Annotated in this window: 16 protein-coding genes; 5 read left to right on the top strand and 11 right to left on the bottom strand. The window is 69.5% G+C overall.

Features of this window, described 5'->3' with window-relative positions:
- Positions 1-81: 81 nt before the first annotated feature.
- The 4 genes from qcrB to ctaE are packed head-to-tail and all read right to left on the bottom strand — an operon-like array spanning position 82 to position 4262.
- Positions 82-1731: a cytochrome bc1 complex cytochrome b subunit gene (qcrB, locus tag DTB53_RS23620; protein ID WP_003969638.1), complete on the bottom strand. Its 1650-nt coding sequence runs from the start codon at positions 1729-1731 to the stop codon at positions 82-84.
- Positions 1728-2780, bottom strand: a complete 1053-nt coding sequence (qcrA, locus tag DTB53_RS23615) for a cytochrome bc1 complex Rieske iron-sulfur subunit (protein WP_003969637.1) — start codon at positions 2778-2780, stop codon at positions 1728-1730. Before qcrA ends, qcrB begins: the two co-directional genes overlap by 4 nt.
- Positions 2777-3586 carry a cytochrome bc1 complex diheme cytochrome c subunit gene (gene qcrC, locus DTB53_RS23610; RefSeq protein ID WP_012381266.1) on the bottom strand — a complete coding sequence of 270 codons (810 nt, stop codon included), beginning with the start codon at positions 3584-3586 and terminating at the stop codon, positions 2777-2779. The genes qcrA and qcrC overlap by 4 nt, the downstream gene beginning before the upstream one ends.
- A gap of 55 nt (positions 3587-3641) precedes the next feature.
- Positions 3642-4262 (bottom strand): aa3-type cytochrome oxidase subunit III, encoded by a 621-nt coding sequence (gene ctaE / locus DTB53_RS23605; protein ID WP_003969635.1) that lies wholly within the window; start codon positions 4260-4262, stop codon positions 3642-3644.
- A gap of 199 nt (positions 4263-4461) precedes the next feature.
- Between ctaE and DTB53_RS23600 the strand changes: the two genes are divergently transcribed.
- A complete protein-coding gene (locus tag DTB53_RS23600; protein WP_003969634.1) occupies positions 4462-4863 on the top strand; it encodes a DNA-binding transcriptional response regulator in 402 nt (133 codons plus the stop codon).
- A gap of 60 nt (positions 4864-4923) precedes the next feature.
- Here the strand turns inward: DTB53_RS23600 and DTB53_RS23595 are convergent, their stop codons facing one another.
- From DTB53_RS23595 to ctaC, 4 genes are all read right to left on the bottom strand, one after another.
- The gene (locus DTB53_RS23595) at positions 4924-6177 is read right to left on the bottom strand and encodes a L,D-transpeptidase (RefSeq protein ID WP_012381265.1); all 1254 of its coding nucleotides are present in this window, start codon (positions 6175-6177) and stop codon (positions 4924-4926) included.
- 141 nt (positions 6178-6318) lie between these two features.
- A complete protein-coding gene (locus DTB53_RS23590) occupies positions 6319-6717 on the bottom strand; it encodes a cytochrome c oxidase subunit 4 (RefSeq protein ID WP_003969632.1) in 399 nt (132 codons plus the stop codon).
- Complete coding sequence (gene ctaD / locus DTB53_RS23585; RefSeq protein WP_003969631.1) at positions 6714-8450, bottom strand: aa3-type cytochrome oxidase subunit I; 1737 nt, start codon at positions 8448-8450, stop codon at positions 6714-6716. The genes DTB53_RS23590 and ctaD overlap by 4 nt, the downstream gene beginning before the upstream one ends.
- Positions 8447-9415 carry an aa3-type cytochrome oxidase subunit II gene (gene ctaC, locus DTB53_RS23580; RefSeq protein WP_012381264.1) on the bottom strand — a complete coding sequence of 323 codons (969 nt, stop codon included), beginning with the start codon at positions 9413-9415 and terminating at the stop codon, positions 8447-8449. The genes ctaD and ctaC overlap by 4 nt, the downstream gene beginning before the upstream one ends.
- Positions 9416-9688: 273 nt before the next feature.
- Between ctaC and DTB53_RS23575 the strand changes: the two genes are divergently transcribed.
- Positions 9689-11071 (top strand): cysteine desulfurase/sulfurtransferase TusA family protein, encoded by a 1383-nt coding sequence (locus DTB53_RS23575; RefSeq protein ID WP_012381263.1) that lies wholly within the window; start codon positions 9689-9691, stop codon positions 11069-11071.
- Here the strand turns inward: DTB53_RS23575 and DTB53_RS23570 are convergent, their stop codons facing one another.
- Positions 11072-12046, bottom strand: coding sequence for a carbohydrate kinase family protein (locus DTB53_RS23570; RefSeq protein ID WP_003969628.1), 975 nt, complete (start codon positions 12044-12046; stop codon positions 11072-11074).
- Positions 12047-12202: 156 nt separating this feature from the next.
- Between DTB53_RS23570 and DTB53_RS23565 the strand changes: the two genes are divergently transcribed.
- Both DTB53_RS23565 and DTB53_RS23560 read left to right on the top strand, forming a co-directional pair.
- Entirely contained in the window at positions 12203-12400 is a 198-nt protein-coding gene (locus DTB53_RS23565; RefSeq protein ID WP_003969626.1) for a hypothetical protein, read from the top strand.
- Between the two features lie 187 nt (positions 12401-12587).
- Positions 12588-14033 carry a hypothetical protein gene (locus DTB53_RS23560; RefSeq protein ID WP_042497346.1) on the top strand — a complete coding sequence of 482 codons (1446 nt, stop codon included), beginning with the start codon at positions 12588-12590 and terminating at the stop codon, positions 14031-14033.
- Between the two features lie 75 nt (positions 14034-14108).
- Here DTB53_RS23560 and DTB53_RS23555 read toward each other — a convergent pair whose 3' ends face one another.
- Positions 14109-14465, bottom strand: a complete 357-nt coding sequence (locus DTB53_RS23555) for a HesB/IscA family protein (RefSeq protein ID WP_003969624.1) — start codon at positions 14463-14465, stop codon at positions 14109-14111.
- A gap of 264 nt (positions 14466-14729) precedes the next feature.
- Between DTB53_RS23555 and nadA the strand changes: the two genes are divergently transcribed.
- A complete protein-coding gene (nadA, locus tag DTB53_RS23550; RefSeq protein ID WP_012381261.1) occupies positions 14730-15917 on the top strand; it encodes a quinolinate synthase NadA in 1188 nt (395 codons plus the stop codon).
- 219 nt (positions 15918-16136) lie between these two features.
- Here nadA and DTB53_RS23545 read toward each other — a convergent pair whose 3' ends face one another.
- Positions 16137-19292 (bottom strand): efflux RND transporter permease subunit, encoded by a 3156-nt coding sequence (locus DTB53_RS23545; protein WP_012381260.1) that lies wholly within the window; start codon positions 19290-19292, stop codon positions 16137-16139.
- Positions 19293-19364 lie beyond the last annotated feature (72 nt).

Genomic DNA, 19364 nt, shown 5'->3' with positions numbered 1-19364 from the left:
ACCCTATCCAGCCGGGCGGACCGCAAAGAGCCCCGTCCAGCGAATGGACGGGGCTCTCACGGTGGCGATCAGTTCAGGGGATCAGTGGTGGCCGTGGCCCTCGCTGATCTCCTTGTACTCCTCGGGGGTCGCCTTGGGGATCTGGTTCCCGTCGGCGAAGTACCCCTTGCTGAGCTTGGCGCGCAGCTTCTGCACCGGGGAGATCTTGCGCTTGACGCCGTTCTCGTCGACCGCGGGGCCGAGGTCGAGCGGCTGGTACTGCTCGTGCGCCGTGAGCGTGTGCAGCTGCTCGGGGCTGAGCGGTTCGTGGATCTCGACGAACTCACCGTGCGGCAGGCGCTTGATGATGCCGGTCTCGCGACCGTGCAGCACCTTCTCCCGGTCGCGGCGCTGGAGGCCGAGGCAGATCCGCTTGGTGACGATGAACGCGATGACCGGTCCGACGAAGAAGAAGATCCGGACGAACCAGGTGATCGAGTTGATCGACAGGTGGAAGTGCGTGGCCCACAGGTCGTTTCCACCGCCGACGAGGCCGATGAAGTACGCCGTGATCCAGGCGACGCCGAAGCCCGTACGGGTCGGGGCGTTGCGCGGGCGGTCCAGGATGTGGTGCTCGCGCTTGTCGCCGGTGACCCAGGACTCGATGAACGGGTACACCGCGATCGCGGTGAGGACCACGCCGAAGCCGACCAGCGGGATGAACACGCCCAGGGCGAGCGTGTGGCCCCACAGGTTGATCTCCCAGCCCGGCATCACACGGACCAGACCCTCGGCGAAGCCCATGTACCAGTCGGGCTGGGCGCCGGTGGACACCTGGTCCACCCGGTACGGGCCGATGGCCCAGATCGGGTTGATCGTGGCGATGGCCGAGATGGCCGCGATGATGCCGAAGACGAGGAAGAAGAACCCTCCGGCCTTCGCCATGTACACGGGCAGCAGCGGCATGCCGACGACGTTCTTGTTGGTCCGGCCGGGACCCGCGAACTGCGTGTGCTTGTGGTAGAAGACCAGGATCAGGTGCGCCACCAGCAGGCCGAGCATGATGCCCGGCAGCAGCAGGATGTGGATCGAGTAGAACCTGGCCACGAAGTCGTGGCCGGGGAACTCGCCGCCGAACAGGAACATCGAGATGTACGTACCGACGATCGGCACGGACAGGATCGCGCCCTGGGTGAAGCGGACACCCGTACCGGAGAGCAGGTCGTCCGGCAGGGAGTAGCCGGTGAACCCGGTGAACATGCCGAGCACGAACAGCAGGAAGCCGAACAGCCAGTTGATCTCGCGCGGCTTGCGGAACGCGCCCGTGAAGAAGACGCGCATCATGTGCACGAACATCGCGGCCAGGAAGATCAGCGCGGCCCAGTGGTGGATCTGCCGGACGAGCAGACCACCGCGGACCTCGAAGCTGATCTTCAGGGTCGAGGCGTAGGCCTCGGACATCCGGATGCCCTGCATGGGCTCGTACGGACCGTGGTAGACGATCTCGCCCATGCTCGGCTGGAAGAACAGCGTCAGATACACACCCGTGAGGATGATGATGATGAAGCTGTAGAGCGCGACCTCACCGAGCATGAAGGACCAGTGGTCCGGGAAGATCTTGCGCATGTTGGCCTTGGCGAGGCCGTAGATGCCCAGCCGGCCGTCCGCCCAGTCGGCCACCCGCTCGCCGGCCGGAGCCTTGCGCCCGCTCGCCGGTCCGGCGGCGGAGGGGTTTTTCGTCGCAGTACTCATCCGCGCTCCCAGAAGGCAGCACCGACGGGCTCGTCGAAGTCGCCGAGCGCCTCGAGGTTGCCCTCGCTGTTGACACCGATCCGCAGCTGCGGAAGGGGGTGGCCGGCCGGACCGAAGATGACGCGAGCGCCGTCGGAGAGGTCGAAGGTGGACTGGTGGCACGGGCAGAGCACGTGGTGCGTCTGCTGCTCGTACAGGCTGATCGGGCAGCCGACGTGGGTGCAGATCTTGGAGAACGCGACGATGCCCTCGTGGGCCCAGTCACGCTGGCGCTTGTCCTTGATGTCGTCCGGCTCGATACGGACGATCATCAGGGCCGCCTTGCCCATCTGCGTCTGGAAGTCGTGCGACTCCGGGTCGAGCCCCTCGGGCATGGCGAAGGCCAGCGACCCGACGGTGATGTGCTCGGGGCGCAGCGGCTTCATCGTGTTCATGTTGATGAGCTGCTTGCCCTCGGCCCACAGGGTGGTGCGGAGCTTCTTCTCCGGCAGCGGACCGAGGTCGCGCAGCAGGACCACGCCGGAGAGCGGCACCAGGGCCAGCGCGCCGAACATGGTGTTGCGGATCAGCTTGCGCCGGCCGATCGCGGACTCCTCGGCACCGGCCCGGAAGTCGGCCAGGACCTGGGCCTTGACCTCGGGCGTGGCCTCGATCGGGTGACGGTCGTCGGCGACCTCGACGTCGGACATCAGGGTGCGCGCCCAGTGGACGGCCCCGGCGCCGATGAAGAAGAGCGCCGCACCCAGGGTGAGACCCAGGGAGAAGTTGAGCGCGCTCACGTGGCCGAACGGCCAGATGTAGACGATCTTGTCCACCGGGAAGATGACGTAGGAGGCGATGAAGCCCACCGTCGCCAGCATCGAGAGGGTGAACATCAGCGCGACGGCGCGCTCCGAGCGCTTCGCGGCGCGTTCGTCGAGGTCCTGGATGCGCGGCTTGTGGGCCGGCAGTCCCGGGTCGGCGAACGGGTCGTCGTGACGCTCCACCGCGCCGTGCGCGGTCTCCTGCACCACGGGCAGGTTGTCTTCTGGAATCTGTTGGCTACTCATGACTTCTTGGCCTTAGCGGTGTGGGCCGCGACCCAAACGGCGACGGCGACGAGCGCACCGAGTCCGAAGACCCACGCGAACAGACCTTCGCTGACCGGGCCGAGACCGCCGAGGGCCAGGCCGCCGGGGCTCTCCGTCTCGTCACCGTTCACGGTCTCGATGTACGCGATGATGTCCTTCTTCTCCTGCTCCGGCATCGTCGTGTCGGGGAAGGAGGGCATGCTCTGCGGGCCGGTCTGCATGGCCTCGTAGATGTGCTTCGGGCTCACGCCTTCGAGGTCGGGGGCGTACTTGCCCTCCGTCAGGGCTCCGCCCTTACCGGTGAAGTTGTGGCACTGGGCGCAGTTGGTGCGGAACAGTTCGCCACCGTTGGCGACGTCGGCGCCCGCGGGGTCGACCTGCTTGTCGGTCGGCGTGATGGGACCGGCGCCGAGCGACGCGACGTACGCCGCGAGCTGGTCGATCTCCGCCTGGCTGTAGATGACCTTCTTCTTCGGTACCTGGGCGCCCGGCTGCTGCGCGGGCATACGGCCCGTACCGACCTGGAAGTCGACGGCGGCGGAGCCCACGCCCACGAGGGACGGCCCGTCGGTGGTGCCCTGACCGCCGGTTCCGTGGCAGCTGGCGCAGCCTACGGCGTAGAGCTTCTTGCCCTCTTCGATGGCGAGGGACTGGGCGGTTTCATCGGCCTGCGCCTTGCCCGCAGGCGCAAACGCGGCGTACAGCCCCCCGGTAGCCGCCAGCGCGAGGAGTAGTACGACGACCGCCGCCAGCGGATGGCGTCGTCGTGCGGAGAGCTTTTTCACGGATTACCCCGGTGTCAGGATCTTCTGCGTCGATGGTGGGCGGGTGCGAGCCCGGTTACTTGATCATGTAGATCGTTGCGAACAGGCCGATCCATACGACATCGACGAAGTGCCAGTAGTAGGACACGACGATGGCGGCGGTGGCCTGATCGTGGGTGAACCTCTTGGCCGCGTACGTTCTGCCGAGGACCAGCAGGAAGGCGATGAGACCGCCTGTCACGTGCAGACCGTGGAAGCCGGTGGTCAGGTAGAACACCGAGCCGTACGGGTCGGAGGACAGGGAGAGCCCCGCGTCCTTGACCAGCTCGGTGTACTCCAGGACCTGGCCGCCGATGAAGATCGCACCCATCACGAACGTGATGATGAACCAGGTGCGGAGCTTCTTCACATCGCCCCGCTCGGCTGCGAAAACGCCGAGCTGGCAGGTGAGTGAGGAGAGCACCAGGATCGTGGTGTTCGTCGCCGAGAACGGGAAGTTCAGATGATCGGACATCTCCTTCCAGTAATCGGGTCCCATCACCGATCGCAGGGTGAAGTACATCGCGAAGAGGGCCGCGAAGAACATCAGCTCGGAACTCAACCAGATGATGGTTCCGACGCTGGTGAGGTTCGGCCGATTGACCGACGGGTGCGCGTGCCCGGTTTCTACTGTCGTTGCTGTCGCCACGACCGACATTATGTCGGTCGCTTATCCCGCCCTCACCCCGGGGGGTGCCGTTCGGTGTGTCCGTACCGTCCGCAGGGGTCTCACCCTGCGCCGAACGGCCCATCCGAAGGTCGTCATTACCGGTGCTGACGGCCGGTCGGGCGGAGTACGATCCGCGCATCGGTGCATGCCCCGAGAGCCCCGACGACGTCGATGTCACGGAGGAACAATGCAGGCGACCGCCACGGTCCTGGTCTACAGCGACGACGCCAACATCCGCGAGCAGGTGAGGCTGGCAGCCGGTCGCAGGCCTGCCGCGGACGTCCCACCGGTGGAGTTCCTGGAGTGCGCGACGCTCCCGGCCGTCCTCAAGGCGCTGGACGGCGGCGGCGTCGACGTCTGCGTGCTGGACGGGGAGACGGCCCCCGTCGGCGGCATGGGCGTCTGCCGCCAGATCAAGGACGAGATCTTCCGCTGCCCGCCGGTGCTGCTGCTGATCGGCCGCCCGCAGGACGCCTGGCTGGCCACCTGGAGCCGGGCGGAGGCCGCCGTGACCCTCCCGGTGGACCCGGTGGAGTTCGCCGACGCGCTGGCGGCGCTGCTACGGCAGCGGCTCGCCGTGGGGGCCTGAGGGGCCCCCACGGCCCGCTGAGGGGCGTCCGGCGCCGTACGGGACCTTCCCCTTCCCGGATCAGACGTGGGGACGCAGCCGGGCGGCCTGGAGCGTCTGCGGGCTGTCCGGCGCCCCCTCGTGGAGGGCGCTGCCCTTCTGCCACTTCTCCCAGGAGAGGTTCCAGTCGCCGAACCCGTTGCCGAACGGGTCCATGTCCTCGCCCTCGCTGCCGACGACCTTGACGATGTCGCCCTCGCGCACGGTGTCGAAGAACCACTCGGCGTTGTCGGTGCTCATGCCGGTGCAGCCGTGGCTGACGTTGGCGTTGCCCTGGGAGCCGGTGGACCAGGGCGCGGCGTGGACGTACTCGCCGCTCCAGGTCACCCGGGTGGCCCAGTAGACCGGCAGGTCGTACGACTCCGACGAGCCGGCGGCGATGCCGATGCTCTCCCCGCGCATGCGGACGAACTGCTCCTTGGCGAGCACCACCTTGACCCCGTTGCGGGTGGAGAAGCCGGGCTTGCCGGTGGTGACCGGGATGGTGTTGATCACTTCCCCGTTGCGGTACACCGTCAGGCTGTGGTCCGCCGCGTCGGTGATGGCCTCGATCCGGTCGCCCGTGGTGAGCTTCAGGGCCTTGGCCTCGGCTCCGTAGAGCGCGTTGGTCACCTTGATGCCCGCCAGGTTGGAGCGGACCTCGATGGTGGCGTTCGCGGGCCAGTACTCCTTCGGGCGGTAGTGGAGCTTCTTGTCGTCGACCCAGTACCAGGAGCCGGTGGTCGCCGGGGTGGAGCGGACCTTCAGGGCGCGCTCCACGGTGGCCCTGGCCGCCTTGTCGGTGATCGGAGCGCTGAGTTCCGCCGTGATGGGCTGTCCGACGCCGTAGGTGCCCGCCTCCGGGCCGAAGGCGACCTTCAGCAGCTTCTTGGGCGACGAGGTGTCGAAGGAGAGCGTACGGACGCCCGGGGCGCCGTCGCCGTCCTCCGTGGCGACCCTGACGGTGTATCCGGTGCCGGCCGCCAGCGGGGCGGTGGAGCGCCAGCGCCTCCCGTCGGCGGAGAGCTCCCCCGCGAGGTGCCGGCCGCCGGTGTCCACGGCGCTGACGTCGCTGATGCGCCCGTCGTCACCCTTGACGGTGACTTCGAGCGGCTTGTCGGGGTCGGCCTTCTCCTTGGTGGAGGGGCCGTTGAAGGAGACCTGGTCGCTCGCGTCGAACGGCTTCGTCGAGAGCGGGTGGCCGTCGGGCGAGCCACAGGCGGTCGCACCCGCGGCGAGGGTGGCGACCAGCAGGGTGCAGCTCACTACGGTGCGGATGCGCGGCGTGTGGTTCATGCCGTCCACGCTAAGAAGATTCATCCGTTCCAGCGCGTTCAGTGACTGCAAACGAGCGAAGGGCCCGCGTCGCTGTCGGCGACGCGGGCCCTTCGTGGTGTAGCGCGTGTCACCGGGGGTGCGGTGCCACGGGGTGCGGTGTCACTGGGTGCGGTTCTCGCCCCGGTAGTACTCGAAGACCCAGCCGAAGAGGCCGATCAGGAGCAGGGGGGCGGAGAAGTACATCAGCCACCAGCCGAAGACGACGCCCATGAAGGCGAAGGCGCCGCCGACCGCCAGGGAGAGCGGCTGCCAGCTGTGCGGGGAGAAGAACCCCAGCTCGCCCGCCTCGTCGGCGACGTCCGCTTCCTTGTTGTCCTGGGCCATGGCGTCGACCCGGTTGGCCGTGAAGGCCAGGTAGAAGCCGATCATGATGGACAGCCCGAAGGCCAGGAAGAGGGCCGTGGTGCCGACCGGCTCCTTGGACCACACGCCGTACACGACGGCCATGGCGAGGATGAAGACGCTCAGCCAGATGAACATCTGTCCCTGGATCTTCACTTGCCTGCCTCCTTGCCGCCGGCGAGGGCCTTGTCCGACTCGGAGTCATGGCCGAGCTGCTCCAGCGCGGTGATCTCCGGGTGGTGCAGGTCGAACGCCGGGGATTCGGAACGGATCCGCGGCAGCGTGAGGAAGTTGTGCCGCGGCGGCGGGCAGGAGGTCGCCCACTCCAGCGAACGGCCGTAACCCCACGGGTCGTCGACCTCGATCTTCTTGCCGTACTTCGCGGTCTTCCAGACGTTGTAGAAGAACGGAAGCATCGACAGGCCGAGCAGGAACGAGGAGATCGTCGAGATCGTGTTCAGCGCCGTGAAGCCGTCGGCGTCGAGGTAGTCCGCGTAACGACGCGGCATGCCCTCGGCACCGAGCCAGTGCTGCACCAGGAACGTGCCGTGGAAGCCCACGAACAGCGTCCAGAAGGTGATCTTGCCGAGTCGCTCGTCCAGCATCTTGCCGGTGAACTTCGGCCACCAGAAGTGGAATCCGGAGAACATCGCGAAGACCACGGTGCCGAAGATGACGTAGTGGAAGTGCGCGACGACGAAGTACGAGTCCGAGACGTGGAAGTCCATCGGGGGCGAGGCGAGGATGACGCCGGTCAGACCACCGAAGGTGAAGGTGATCAGGAAGCCGACGGCCCAGAGCATCGGTGTCTCGAAGGACAACGACCCCTTCCACATCGTGCCGATCCAGTTGAAGAACTTCACGCCTGTCGGGACGGCGATGAGGAACGTCATGAAGGAGAAGAACGGCAACAGCACACCGCCCGTGACGTACATGTGGTGCGCCCACACCGTCACGGAGAGGCCGGCGATGGCGATCGTCGCGGAGATCAGGCCGATGTAGCCGAACATCGGCTTGCGGCTGAATACCGGGATGACCTCGGAAATGATTCCGAAGAATGGTAGCGCGATGATGTACACCTCTGGATGGCCGAAGAACCAGAAGAGGTGTTGCCAGAGCAATGCGCCGCCATTGGCCGCGTCGAAGATATGCGCACCGAATTTACGATCCGCCTCCAGCGCGAAGAGCGCGGCGGCGAGGACCGGGAAGGCCAGCAGGACCAGGACACCGGTCAGCAGGACGTTCCAGGTGAAGATCGGCATGCGGAACATCGTCATGCCGGGTGCGCGCATGCAGATGATCGTGGTGATGAAGTTGACCGAGCCGAGGATCGTGCCGAAGCCGGAGAAGGCCAGACCCATGATCCACATGTCGGCGCCGACGCCCGGCGAACGGACCGCGTCCGAGAGCGGGGAGTAGGCGAACCAGCCGAAGTCAGCCGCACCCTGCGGGGTGAGGAAGCCGGCCACCGCGATGAGCGAGCCGAAGAGGTACAGCCAGTACGCGAACATGTTCAGCCGCGGGAACGCCACATCGGGCGCGCCGATCTGCAGCGGCATGATCCAGTTCGCGAATCCGGCGAACAGCGGCGTCGCGAACATCAGCAGCATGATCGTGCCGTGCATCGTGAACGCCTGGTTGAACTGCTCGTTCGACATGATCTGCGTGCCCGGACGGGCCAGCTCGGCGCGCATGAAGAGCGCCATGAGTCCGCCGATGCAGAAGAACACGAACGACGTGACCAGGTAGAGCGTACCGATCGTCTTGTGGTCGGTGGTGGTCAGCCACTTCACGACGATGTTTCCCGGCTGCTTGCGCCGCACGGGCAGCTCGTCCTCGTACGAGTCGTCTGCCGGAGCGGCACCCTGAGGTTCGTTGAGGATGCTCACAGTTGGTTCTTCTCCGCATTCCTGGCCGGGTCCGTCTGCGCGATGCCCGCCGGCACGTAGCCCGTCTGACCCTTCTCAGCCAGCTCCTTGAGGTGCTGCTGGTAACGCTCCGGGGAGACGACCTTGACGTTGAAGAGCATTCGGGAGTGGTCGGCGCCGCAGAGCTCGGCGCACTTGCCCATGAAGGTGCCCTCCCGGTTGGGAGTGACCTCGAACGCGTTGGTGTGGCCCGGGATGACGTCCTGCTTCATGAGGAACGGCACCACCCAGAAGGAGTGGATGACGTCCCGCGAAGTGAGGATGAAACGGACCTTCTCGCCCTTCGGCAGCCACAGGGTCGGACCCGGGTTGCCGTTCTGCGGGTTGCGGGTTCCGGGGATGCCCACGTCGTAGACGCCGCCGGCGCCCTCGGGGAAGTCCTTGTGGAACCGGTCGGGGATGGCGTCGAGTTCCTTGGGGATCTCGGGGCCCGCCGCGGGCTGGCCGTCCACCTTCTCGATGTAGTTGAAGCCCCAGCTCCACTGGAAGCCGACCACGTTGATCGTGTGGGCGGGCTTGTCGGAGAGCTCGAGGAGCTTCGACTCATCACGTGCGGTGAAGTAGAAAAGCACCGAGACGATGATGAGGGGAACCACTGTGTACAACGCCTCGATGGGCATGTTGTACCTGGTCTGCGGAGGTACCTCCACCTTGGTCCGGCTACGCCGGTGGAAGAAGACGCTCCAGAGGATCAGTCCCCAGACAAGGACACCCGTGACGAGCGCTGCCGCCCACGAGCCTTGCCAGAGGGAGAGGATCCGAGGGGCCTCTTCCGTAACCGGAGTGGGCATTCCGAGGCGGGGGAAATCCTCCCAGTTGTATGAACAACCGGAGGCCGTCGCCAGGACCAGGCCCGCAGTCAGCACCTGCGGCAGCTTCCGCCGCATCGGGCGCCGCGACGAGCGGTCGGAGCCGTTGGGACTCACGTAGCGCCTTCCCGAGAGTCTCGCCCGCACGGTCGGCGCGCCCGTATGTCTCTGGTCGGTCGCCGGCCCTGACGCGGGCAGGGGTTTGGATGTTTATGCGGACCAAACCCTACTGGACGCTATTTGGGGTCGCGCGGGGAGGGTGCCCAACGCGCCGCCCGACACGCCCATGGGGTGGAATCCGGGCCTCCGGCCCCCATCTGACGGCCACTCGCCCGCCCCGGAGGAACGACCCCCGGCCGGGTGGGGCCGGGTGCGGGCTAGCGTGGCCGGGTGCCCTACTTCGACGCCGCCTCCGCCGCCCCCCTGCACCCCGTCGCACGTCAGGCCCTGCTTGCCGCGCTTGACGAGGGCTGGGCCGATCCCGCCCGCCTCTACCGGGAGGGGCGGCGGGCCAGGCTGCTCCTGGACGCGGCCCGGGAGGCCGCCGCGGAGGCCGTCGGCTGCCGCCCCGACGAGCTGGTCTTCACCTCGTCCGGGACGACGGCGGTGCACGCGGGAATTGCCGGGGCTCTTTCGGGGCGTCGGCGTGTCGGCCGCCATCTGGCCCTGTCGGCGGTCGAACACTCGTCGGTGCTCCATTCGGCTGCGGCCCACGAGGCGGCGGGCGGCTCGTTCACCGAGGTCCCGGTGGACCGCACGGGGGCGGTGGACCCGGCGGTGTACGGCGGGGCGCTGCGGGCGGACACCGCGCTGGCCTGCCTCCAGTCGGCCAACCACGAGGTGGGCACCGAGCAACCGGTCGCCGAGGTCGCCGCCCGGTGCGCGGACGCCGGGGTGCCGCTGCTGGTGGACGCGGCCCAGTCGCTGGGCTGGGGGCCGGTCCAGGAGGGCTGGTCGCTGCTGACGGCGAGCGCGCACAAGTGGGGCGGCCCGGCCGGGGTGGGGCTGCTCGCGGTCCGCAAGGGGGTGCGGTTCGCCGCCCAGGGTCCGGCCGGGGAGCGGGAGTCGGGGCGGGCGGCGGGCTTCGAGAACCTGCCGGCGATCGTGGCGGCGGCGGCCTCGCTGCGCGCGGTCCGGAACGAGGCCGCGGCGGAGTCGGGGCGGCTGCGGGCTCTGGTGGACCGGATCCGCAGCGTGGTGGCCGAGCGGGTCCCGGACGTCGAGGTGGTGGGCGATCCGGTGCGGCGGCTGCCGCACCTGGTCACCTTCTCGTGCCTCTACGTCGACGGGGAGACCCTGCTGCACGAGCTGGACCGGAGGGAGTTCTCCGTTTCGTCCGGTTCGTCCTGCACGAGCAGCACGCTGGTCCCCAGCCATGTGCTCAGGGCGATGGGGGTCCTCTCGGAGGGCAACGTCCGGGTGTCGCTGCCGCCGGGCACGGCCGGGGCGGACGTGGACCGCTTCCTGGAGGTCCTGCCCGGGGTGGTCGCCGAGGTCCGGGAGCGGCTGGGCGCCCCGGTTCCGGCCCCCCTCTCCCCCGGGCCCGCCGCGTCCCTGGTGGTCGACGCGCTGGGCCGGCGCTGCCCGGTCCCGGTGATCGAGCTCGCAAAGGTGATCGGGGAGGTAGCGGTGGGCGCCACGGTGACGGTGCTCGCCGACGACGAGGCGGCGCGCCTGGACATCCCGGCCTGGTGCGAGATGCGGGGCCAGGAGTACGTGGGCGAGGAGCCGGCGGACCGCGGCTCGGCCCACGTGGTCCGCCGGCTCTCCTGATCAGGCCAGGTGCTGCCGGACCTCGGCGGCGGCCTCGTGGCCGTACGCCTTGGTGAAGCGGTCCATGAAGTGGGTGCGGCGCAGGGTGTACTCCTGGGTGCCGACGGTCTCGATGACCAGGGTGGCGAGCATGCAGCCGACCTGGGCGGCGCGCTCCAGGCCGACGCCCCAGGCCAGGCCGGAGAGGAAGCCCGCGCGGAAGGCGTCGCCGACGCCGGTGGGGTCGGCCTTGGTGTCCTCCTCGGGGCAGCCGACCTCGATGACCGGCTCGCCGACGCGCTCGATCCGGACACCGCGGGCGCCGAGGGTGGTGACGCGGTGGCCGACCTTGGCGAGGATCTCCTCGTCGCTCCAGCCGGTCTTGGACTCGATGAGCCCCTTCTCGTACTCGTTGGAGAAGAGGTAGGTGGCGCCGTCGAGGAGGATGCGGATCTCCTCGCCGTCCATCCGCGCGATCTGCTGCGAGAAGTCCGCGGCGAAGGGGATGTTCCGGGAGCGGCACTCCTCGGTGTGGCGGAGCATCGCCTCGGGGTCGTCGGCGCCGATGGAGACGAGGTCGAGGCCGCCGACGCGGTCGGCGACGCTCTGGAGCTCGATGAGGCGGGCCTCGCTCATCGCGCCCGTGTAGAAGGAGCCGATCTGGTTGTGGTCGGCGTCGGTGGTGCAGACGAAGCGGGCGGTGTGCAGGACCTCGGAGATACGGACCGAGCCGGTCTCGACGCCGTGCCGGTCGAGCCAGGCGCGGTACTCGTCGAAGTCCGAGCCGGCGGCGCCGACCAGGATCGGGCGGGTGCCGAGCAGCCCCATCCCGAAACAGATGTTGGCGGCGACACCGCCCCGGCGGACGTCGAGGTTGTCGACCAGGAAGGAGAGGGAGACCGTGTGCAGCTGATCCGCGACCAGCTGGTCGGCGAAGCGGCCGGGGAAGGTCATGAGGTGGTCGGTGGCGATCGAGCCGGTGACTGCAATACGCACGGGGAGGCTGCTCCTGCGGAAGGCGAAGGGCCGTGAGTGCGCCCTCCGGGACGACGTGACAGTTCACGCTACCGGGTGAGGCGACGGCCGGGAAAAGGGGAAACTACCCGATAGTAGGTCTTTCTACCTGAGCTCGACCGTGGTTACGGTGCGGATATGTCGAAGCACACCGCATTGCCCGAGTCGGAATCGAGCCTGGCCGCACTGCGCGGCGACTGCGCGCGGATGGCGCCGCACTGGACGGCGGCGGCGAAAAGCGCCCCGGCCCCGGTGAAGCCGTCCCTGATCAACGGGGTGACGGTCCCGCCCGCGTCGGCGCGGCTGATCGACGCGATGTCCGAGTACGGCGACTGAGGCACACCGGTCTCGGCCGGACGGACGCCATCGCGTTTCGGCCTTTTCCGTGCCGAAGGCCGTCCCGTCGCCTCCGGGCGGCCCCGGCCGCGGGAACCGCACGCTCCTCGGCCCCGTCCCACCGGTGTCCCCGTCCGGGGACACGCGGTTGGCGCCGCGACGGCAACGCAGTCGAAGGAGCGATCCGGTGAGCACCGAGCGACCCGACAACGACGCGACCGGCCCCCGGCGGCGGCGTCCGCCGCTCGCGGTGGCCTCGGTGGCCGCGGCCGTGCTGCTGGCCGGGGGCGGTGGGGCGTACTGGGCCTCGACCGCCTCGGGCGACGGCGGCACGGCGGACAGCGGCTCATCGGCGCGGGGCGAGGCCCGGCCCCTGGCCCTGGACGCTCCCGCCGGTGACGGCCCGGGCGACACGTCCTCGTCCTCGGACTCCCTTCCCCCGGGCATCGCCCCCGGCGAACCGGACCCGGGCGGTCCGCCCGTGGTCTACCGGGCGTCGGGCGAGCTGCCCGACGGCCCGGACGAGGCGGCGGTCCACGAGGCGAGGGGCACGGTGGCCTCGGCCGACGTCGCCCGGCTGGCGAAGGCGCTGGGCATCCCGGGCTCGCCGCGCGCCGAGGGGACGTCCTGGGTGGTCGGCGACGACGACGGCCCCGGGGCGCTGCTGAAGGTGGCGAAGCAGGCCCCGGGCACCTGGACGTTCGCCCGGACCACCCCGGCCAAGCCCTGCGAGCCGGGGACGATGTGTGCGAACGGGGCCTCGGAGCCGGGCGGTGACCCGGTGAGCGAGAAGGCGGCGAAGGCGGCCGCGATCCCGGTGCTCAAGGCGGTCGGACAGGACGACGCCGCGCTGAACGCGGGCCAGCTCATGGGCGATGTCCGCGTGGTGAACGCCGATCCGAAGATCGACGGGCTCCCGACCTACGGCTGGTCGACCGGTGTCCAGGTGGGCCCGGACGGCGAGGTGACCGGCGGCAGCGGGCACCTGAAGGCGCTGGAGAAGGGCGACGCCTATCCGGCGGTCGGCGCGGACGAGGCGCTGAAGCAGCTGAACGCGGCGAGCCGGGGCAAGGGCGACGGCGGCCGGGACATCGGCGGCTGCGCCACTCCCGTACCGCTGGAGGGCGGGCCGAAGCCTCCCGCCGATCCGCAGTGCGTGCCGTCGAACGGGAAGCGGGCGCCGGTCGAGCAGACGGTCGAGGACGCGGTGTTCGGCCTGGCGCTGAACCACGTGGACGGCCGGCCGACGCTGGTGCCGTCCTGGCTGTTCACGGTCCGCCAGGCCCCGGGCGGCCCGGAGAACACGGTCACGCAGGTCGCCGTGGACCCGGAGTTCATCGAGCAGCCGGAGCCGCCGACGACGCCCTCCGGGGAGCGGAAGGTGACGTCGTACGGAGCGGACGGGCGGACCCTTGAGGTGACGTTCTGGGGCGGCGTGTGCAGTACGTACACGGCGAGCGCGGAGGAGAGCGCGGGTCAGGTGGCGATCTCGGTGACGGAGAAGCCGCAGGAGGGCAAGAAGGCCTGCATCGCGATCGCCAAGGAGCTGACCCGGACGGTGACGCTCCAGGAGCCGCTGGGCGACCGCGCGGTGGTCGACGCGGCGTCGGGCGGCACGGTGCCGCGCGGCTGAGCGGAATGACGAACGGAGGCGGCCCCGGGATGATCCCGGGGCCGCCTCCGTATGCCGTGTGTTCCCGCCCTCGGCTCAGCTGAAGGAGTCGCCGCAGGCGCAGGAGCCGGTGGCGTTCGGGTTGTCGATGGTGAAGCCCTGCTTCTCGATGGTGTCGACGAAGTCGATGGAGGCGCCGCCCAGGTACGGGGCGCTCATCCGGTCGGTGACGACCTTGACGCCGTCGAAGTCCTTCACGACGTCACCGTCGAGCGAACGCTCGTCGAAGAAGAGCTGGTAGCGCAGGCCCGAGCAACCGCCGGGCTGGACGGCGACGCGCAGCGCCAGGTCCTCGCGGCCTTCCTGCTCCAGCAGGCCCTTGACCTTGGCGGCGGCGGCGTCGGACAGGAGGATGCCGTCGCTCACGGTGGTGGTCTCGTCCGATACGGACATCTGCTTCTCTCCCGGGTTGTACGGACTGCTTGCCGACGGTTCAACCGCCAGACCCGCGTTTTCATTCCGGGCCAAGCGCTTGTCTGTTCCTTTTCATGCTCGCACACCCGGTCGCCCGGGGGATGCGTCACATCGACGCTATCGGCATCGTCAAACTGACACGAAGCGGCTATGATAGATAGCGTCAAATAGACGAAAAGGCGCGTTAGCCGAAGCGCTCCGCGGAAGCGTGCGGAGTGATCTCGAGTTCGCAGACTAGAAAGGGTGCGTGACGTGACCACGGCCCAGCCCCTGGACGTACAGCCGACACCGCTCGCGCTGCTGCTGCTCGGCCGCGAGGCCGACCCGAGGAGCGAGCGCGGCGTCGAGTGCCCCGGCGACCTGCCCTCCCCGTCCGACCCGGACCTGGTGGAGCGCGCCCGCGCCGCGAAGGAGAAGCTCGGGGACAAGGTGTTCGTCCTCGGCCACCACTACCAGCGCGACGAGGTCATCCAGTTCGCGGACGTCACCGGCGACTCGTTCAAGCTGGCCCGCGACGCGGCCGCGCGCCCGGAGGCCGAGTACATCGTCTTCTGCGGCGTCCACTTCATGGCCGAGTCCGCGGACATCCTGACCACGGACGACCAGGCGGTCGTCCTGCCCGACCTGGCGGCCGGCTGCTCGATGGCCGACATGGCCACCGCCGAGCAGGTCGCCGAGTGCTGGGACGTGCTGACGGAGGCCGGCGTCGCCGACCGGGTGGTGCCCGTCTCGTACATGAACTCGTCCGCCGACATCAAGGCCTTCACCGGCAGGCACGGCGGCACGATCTGCACGTCGTCGAACGCGAAGCGGGCCCTGGAGTGGGCCTTCGAGCAGGGCGAGAAGATCCTCTTCCTCCCCGACCAGCACCTGGGCCGCAACACGGCCGTGCGGGACATGGGGATGAGCCTGGACGACTGCGTCCTCTACAACCCGCACAAGCCGAACGGCGGGCTCACCGCCGAGCAGCTGCGCGACGCGAAGATGATCCTGTGGCGCGGGCACTGCTCGGTCCACGGCCGCTTCTCGGTCGAGTCGGTCGAGGACGTCCGGGCCCGGATGCCCGGGGTCAACGTGCTGGTGCACCCGGAGTGCAAGCACGAGGTCGTCGCCGCCGCGGACTACGTGGGCTCGACGGAGTACATCATCAAGGCCCTGGAGGCGGCCCCGGCCGGCTCGAAGTGGGCCATCGGCACCGAGCTGAACCTGGTCCGCCGGCTGGCGAACCGTTTCGCCGCGGAGGACAAGGAGATCGTCTTCCTCGACAAGACGGTCTGCTTCTGCTCGACGATGAACCGCATCGACCTGCCCCACCTGGTCTGGACCCTGGAGTCGCTGGCCGAGGGCAAGCTGGTCAACCGCATCGAGGTCGACCCGGAGACGGAGAAGTACGCGAAGCTCGCGCTGGAGCGGATGCTGGCGCTGCCGTAGCGCGGCGCGAGCTCCCGAGAGCCCCGGTAGGCCGCAGGTCGGCCCACCGGGGCTCTCCCGTGCGCCCGGAGGCGGCCCGGCGCGTCCGTCCCCGCGGTCGAGGCGGCCCGGGAGACGTGCGACCGCCACCGCGGGCGCCCCCTGACGCCTTCCGCCCGGAGCCGGCCGCGCCTGGGGCCCGCCCCGCGCGGGTGCGCGGGGCGGGCCCCAGGCGTCGTGTCAGGCCTTCGCCGGCTCGGCCTCGCGGGCCTCGTCCGGCTCGGCCGGGGACGGGACGCCCGCCTTCGCGGCGCGCTTGGCCGCCTTCTTCCCGGCGCGGCGCTCCTTGCGGAGCTCGACCATCGCGTACAGCGTCGGCACCAGCAGCAGGGTCAGCAGCGTGGAGCTGATCAGACCGCCGATCACCACGACGCCCAGCGGCTGCGAGATGAAGCCGCCCTCGCCGGTGACGCCGAGCGCCATCGGGAGCAGGGCGAAGATGGTGGCGAGTGCCGTCATCAGGATCGGGCGGAAGCGGTGGCGGCCGCCCTCGATGACGGCTTCCACGATCCCGAGGCCCTGGGCGCGGTACTGGTTGATCAGGTCGATCAGCACGATCGCGTTGGTGACCACGATGCCGATGAGCATCAGCATGCCGATCATCGCGGGGACGCCCAGCGGGGTGCCCGTGATGAGCAGGAGGGCCAGCGCGCCGGTCGCCGCGAACGGGACGGAGACCAGCAGGATCAGCGGCTGGACGAGCGACCGGAAGGTGGCCACCAGCAGCATGAAGACGATCGCGATGGCCGCCAGCATGGCGAGGCCGAGCTGCGCGAAGGCCTCGTTCTGGTCCTCGGTGACGCCGCCGATGGTGGCGGTGGCGCCGTCCGGGAGGTCCAGGGCGTCGATCTTCTTGGCGAGATCGGTGCTGACCGCGCCGGTGTTGTCGCCGACGGGCTTGGCCGTGATCGTCGCCGAGCGCTGTCCGTCGATCCTGGTCATCGAGACCGGTCCGGGGACGACCTCGACGTCGGCGATGTCGCCGAGCTCGACCGGGCCGAGCGGCAGGGCCTTCAGCTCGGCCATGGTGGCGGCCGGGGTGGCGGACCGGATGACGACGTCGCGCTCGGTGTCGTCCAGCGTCGCGGTGCCGGCGGGCGTGCCGCGTACGGCTCCGGCGACGATGCCGCCCAGCGTGGCGGAGTCGAATCCGGCGGCGGCCGCCTTGTCGTTGGCGGTGACCGAGATGCGCGGGACGCTCTGCGCCAGGTCGCTCTGGACGTCGGTGACGTCCTTGATGGTGTCGACCTCGGCGCGGACCGCCTCGGACGCCTTCTTCAGGATGTCCCCGTCGGCGGCCTTGACCACGACGCTCAGGTCCTGGGAGCCGAAGCCGTCGCCCGCGGCGATGGTGGTGTCGCCGATGCCGTCGAGCTTGCCGAGGGCCTCGTCGATGCGGTCCTGGGCGTCCTCGTAGTCCGCGGCGTCCTTCAGGGTGACCTGGTACGTGGCCTGGTTGGCGCCGGTGCCGCCGCCGAAGGCGGCCATGAAGCCGGAGGAGCCGACGGTGACCTGGTAGTCCTTGACGCCCTTGTCCCCCGCGAGGACCTTCTCGACCTTGCGGGCCGCCTGGTCGGCGGCTTCCAGGCTGGTGCCGGGGGCGAGTTCCTGCTTGACGCTCAGGACTTCCTGCTCGCCGGCGTCGAAGAAGTTCGTCTTCAGCAGCGGGACCATCCCGAAGGTGCCGAGGAGCACGGCCACGGCGATGACGAGGCTGGTGACCCGGCGGCGGGTCGCGAAGCGCAGGACCGGGACGTAGATCCGCTGGAGCCTGCTGGCCGCTTCCTTCTCCTCGGCGAGGCGGCGGGCCTCCGCCGCGTCCTCAGGGGTGCCCTTGGGGGCGCGCAGGAACCAGTACGACAGCACCGGCACGACGGTCAGCGAGACCAGGAGCGAGGCCAGCAGCGCCGCGGTGATGGTCAGCGAGAACGAGCCGAACAGCTGGCCGACCATGCCGCCGACCAGCCCGATGGGCAGGAAGACCGCGACGGTGGTGAGCGTGGCGGAGGTGACCGCTCCGGCGACCTCCTTGACCGCGTTGATGATCGCCGCGTGGCGCTCCTCGCCGTAGCCGAGGTGGCGCTTGATGTTCTCCAGGACCACGATCGAGTCGTCGACGACCCGGCCGATGGCGATGGTGAGCGCGCCGAGCGTGAGCATGTTGAGCGACAGGTCGCGGGTCCAGAGGACGATCAGCGCGAGGACGATCGAGAGCGGGATGGAGACCGCGGTGACCAGCGTCGAGCGGATCGAGGCGAGGAAGACCAGGATCACGACGACGGCGAAGACCAGGCCGAGCGCGCCCTCCGTGGTGAGGCCCGAGATCGACTTGGAGACGGCGGGGCCCTGGTCGGAGACCACGGTCAGCTCCGCGCCCTCGCCGAGGTCCTTGCGGAGGTCGGGGAGCTTGTCCTTGACCGCGTCCGAGATGGCGACGGCGCTGCCGTCCTTGTCCATCGTCGCCATCACGGCGAGGCTGGGCCTGCCGTTGGTGCGGGTGATGGAGACCGCCGTCGACGGCTCCTGCTTCACCTCGGCGACGTCGCCGAGGCGCACCGGCTCGCCCGGCCGGTCCCCGGCGCCCGCCGGGTTCTTGGCGACGACCGGGAGGTCCTCGATCTGCTGCAGCGAGGTGTAGGCGCCGCCGACCTGGATGGTGCGGCTCTTGCCGGACTCGGAGAAGGCGCCGGCCGGCACGGTGGCGCCGCCCGCCTGGAGGGCCTGGGCGAGCGTGCCCGCGTCGAGGCCGGCCCCGGCGAGCTTCTTGTCGTCGGGGACGACGGAGACCTGGAGGTCCCGCACGCCGTCCACCGTGACCTGGCCGACGCCCTCGATGTCCTGGAGGGCCGGGACGACCGTGCGGTCGAGCTGGTCGGCCAGGACCTGCTGGTCCTTGTCGGAGGTGACGGCGAGGACCACGGTCGGGATGTCGTCCGTGGAGCCGGCGACGACCTGCGGGTCGACGCCGTCGGGCAGCTGGGCGCGGGCCCGGTTGACCGCCTGCTGGATGTCGGCGACGAGCTGCTTGGTGCCCTCGTCGCCGAAGTCGAAGGTCGCCATGATGAGGGCGTTGCCCTCGCTGGCGGTGGAGGTGATGCCCTCGACGCCGTCGACGGCCTTGAGGGAGTTCTCCAGCGGCTCGACGACCTGCTTCTCGACCACATCGGGAGACGCACCCTGGTAGGGCGCCAGCACCGAGACCATCGGCAGTTCGATGGTGGGCAGCAGCTGCTGCTTGAGCTGCGGGATCGCTATCGCGCCGAAGACCAGCGCGACGATCGAGATCAGCCCGATCAGGGCCCTTTGCGCGAGGCTGAATCTGGACAGCCAGGACATGGGTGGGTCTCTCTTCTGTGGCGTACGCGGCAGGGGGCGGGGAGGGGGAAGACGTCAGGGACCCACACCTCC

Origin of the sequence: Streptomyces griseus (assembly GCF_900460065.1) — a bacterium.
In the GTDB taxonomy this organism is placed as follows: Bacteria; Actinomycetota; Actinomycetes; order Streptomycetales; family Streptomycetaceae; genus Streptomyces; species Streptomyces griseus.
Note: the sequence above shows the minus strand (reverse complement) of the source record. Positions and strands in the feature narration are given on the sequence as shown.

Coding starts and splice junctions, on each gene's coding strand:
- DTB53_RS23595 (WP_012381265.1), bottom strand. CDS start 6,177: ATGAACCACACGCCGCGCATCCGCACCGTAGTGAGCTGCACCCTGCTG.
- qcrB (WP_003969638.1), bottom strand. CDS start 1,731: ATGAGTACTGCGACGAAAAACCCCTCCGCCGCCGGACCGGCGAGCGGG.
- ctaE (WP_003969635.1), bottom strand. CDS start 4,262: ATGTCGGTCGTGGCGACAGCAACGACAGTAGAAACCGGGCACGCGCAC.
- DTB53_RS23545 (WP_012381260.1), bottom strand. CDS start 19,292: ATGTCCTGGCTGTCCAGATTCAGCCTCGCGCAAAGGGCCCTGATCGGG.
- DTB53_RS23565 (WP_003969626.1), top strand. CDS start 12,203: ATGTCGAAGCACACCGCATTGCCCGAGTCGGAATCGAGCCTGGCCGCA.
- DTB53_RS23555 (WP_003969624.1), bottom strand. CDS start 14,465: ATGTCCGTATCGGACGAGACCACCACCGTGAGCGACGGCATCCTCCTG.
- DTB53_RS23600 (WP_003969634.1), top strand. CDS start 4,462: ATGCAGGCGACCGCCACGGTCCTGGTCTACAGCGACGACGCCAACATC.
- qcrA (WP_003969637.1), bottom strand. CDS start 2,780: ATGAGTAGCCAACAGATTCCAGAAGACAACCTGCCCGTGGTGCAGGAG.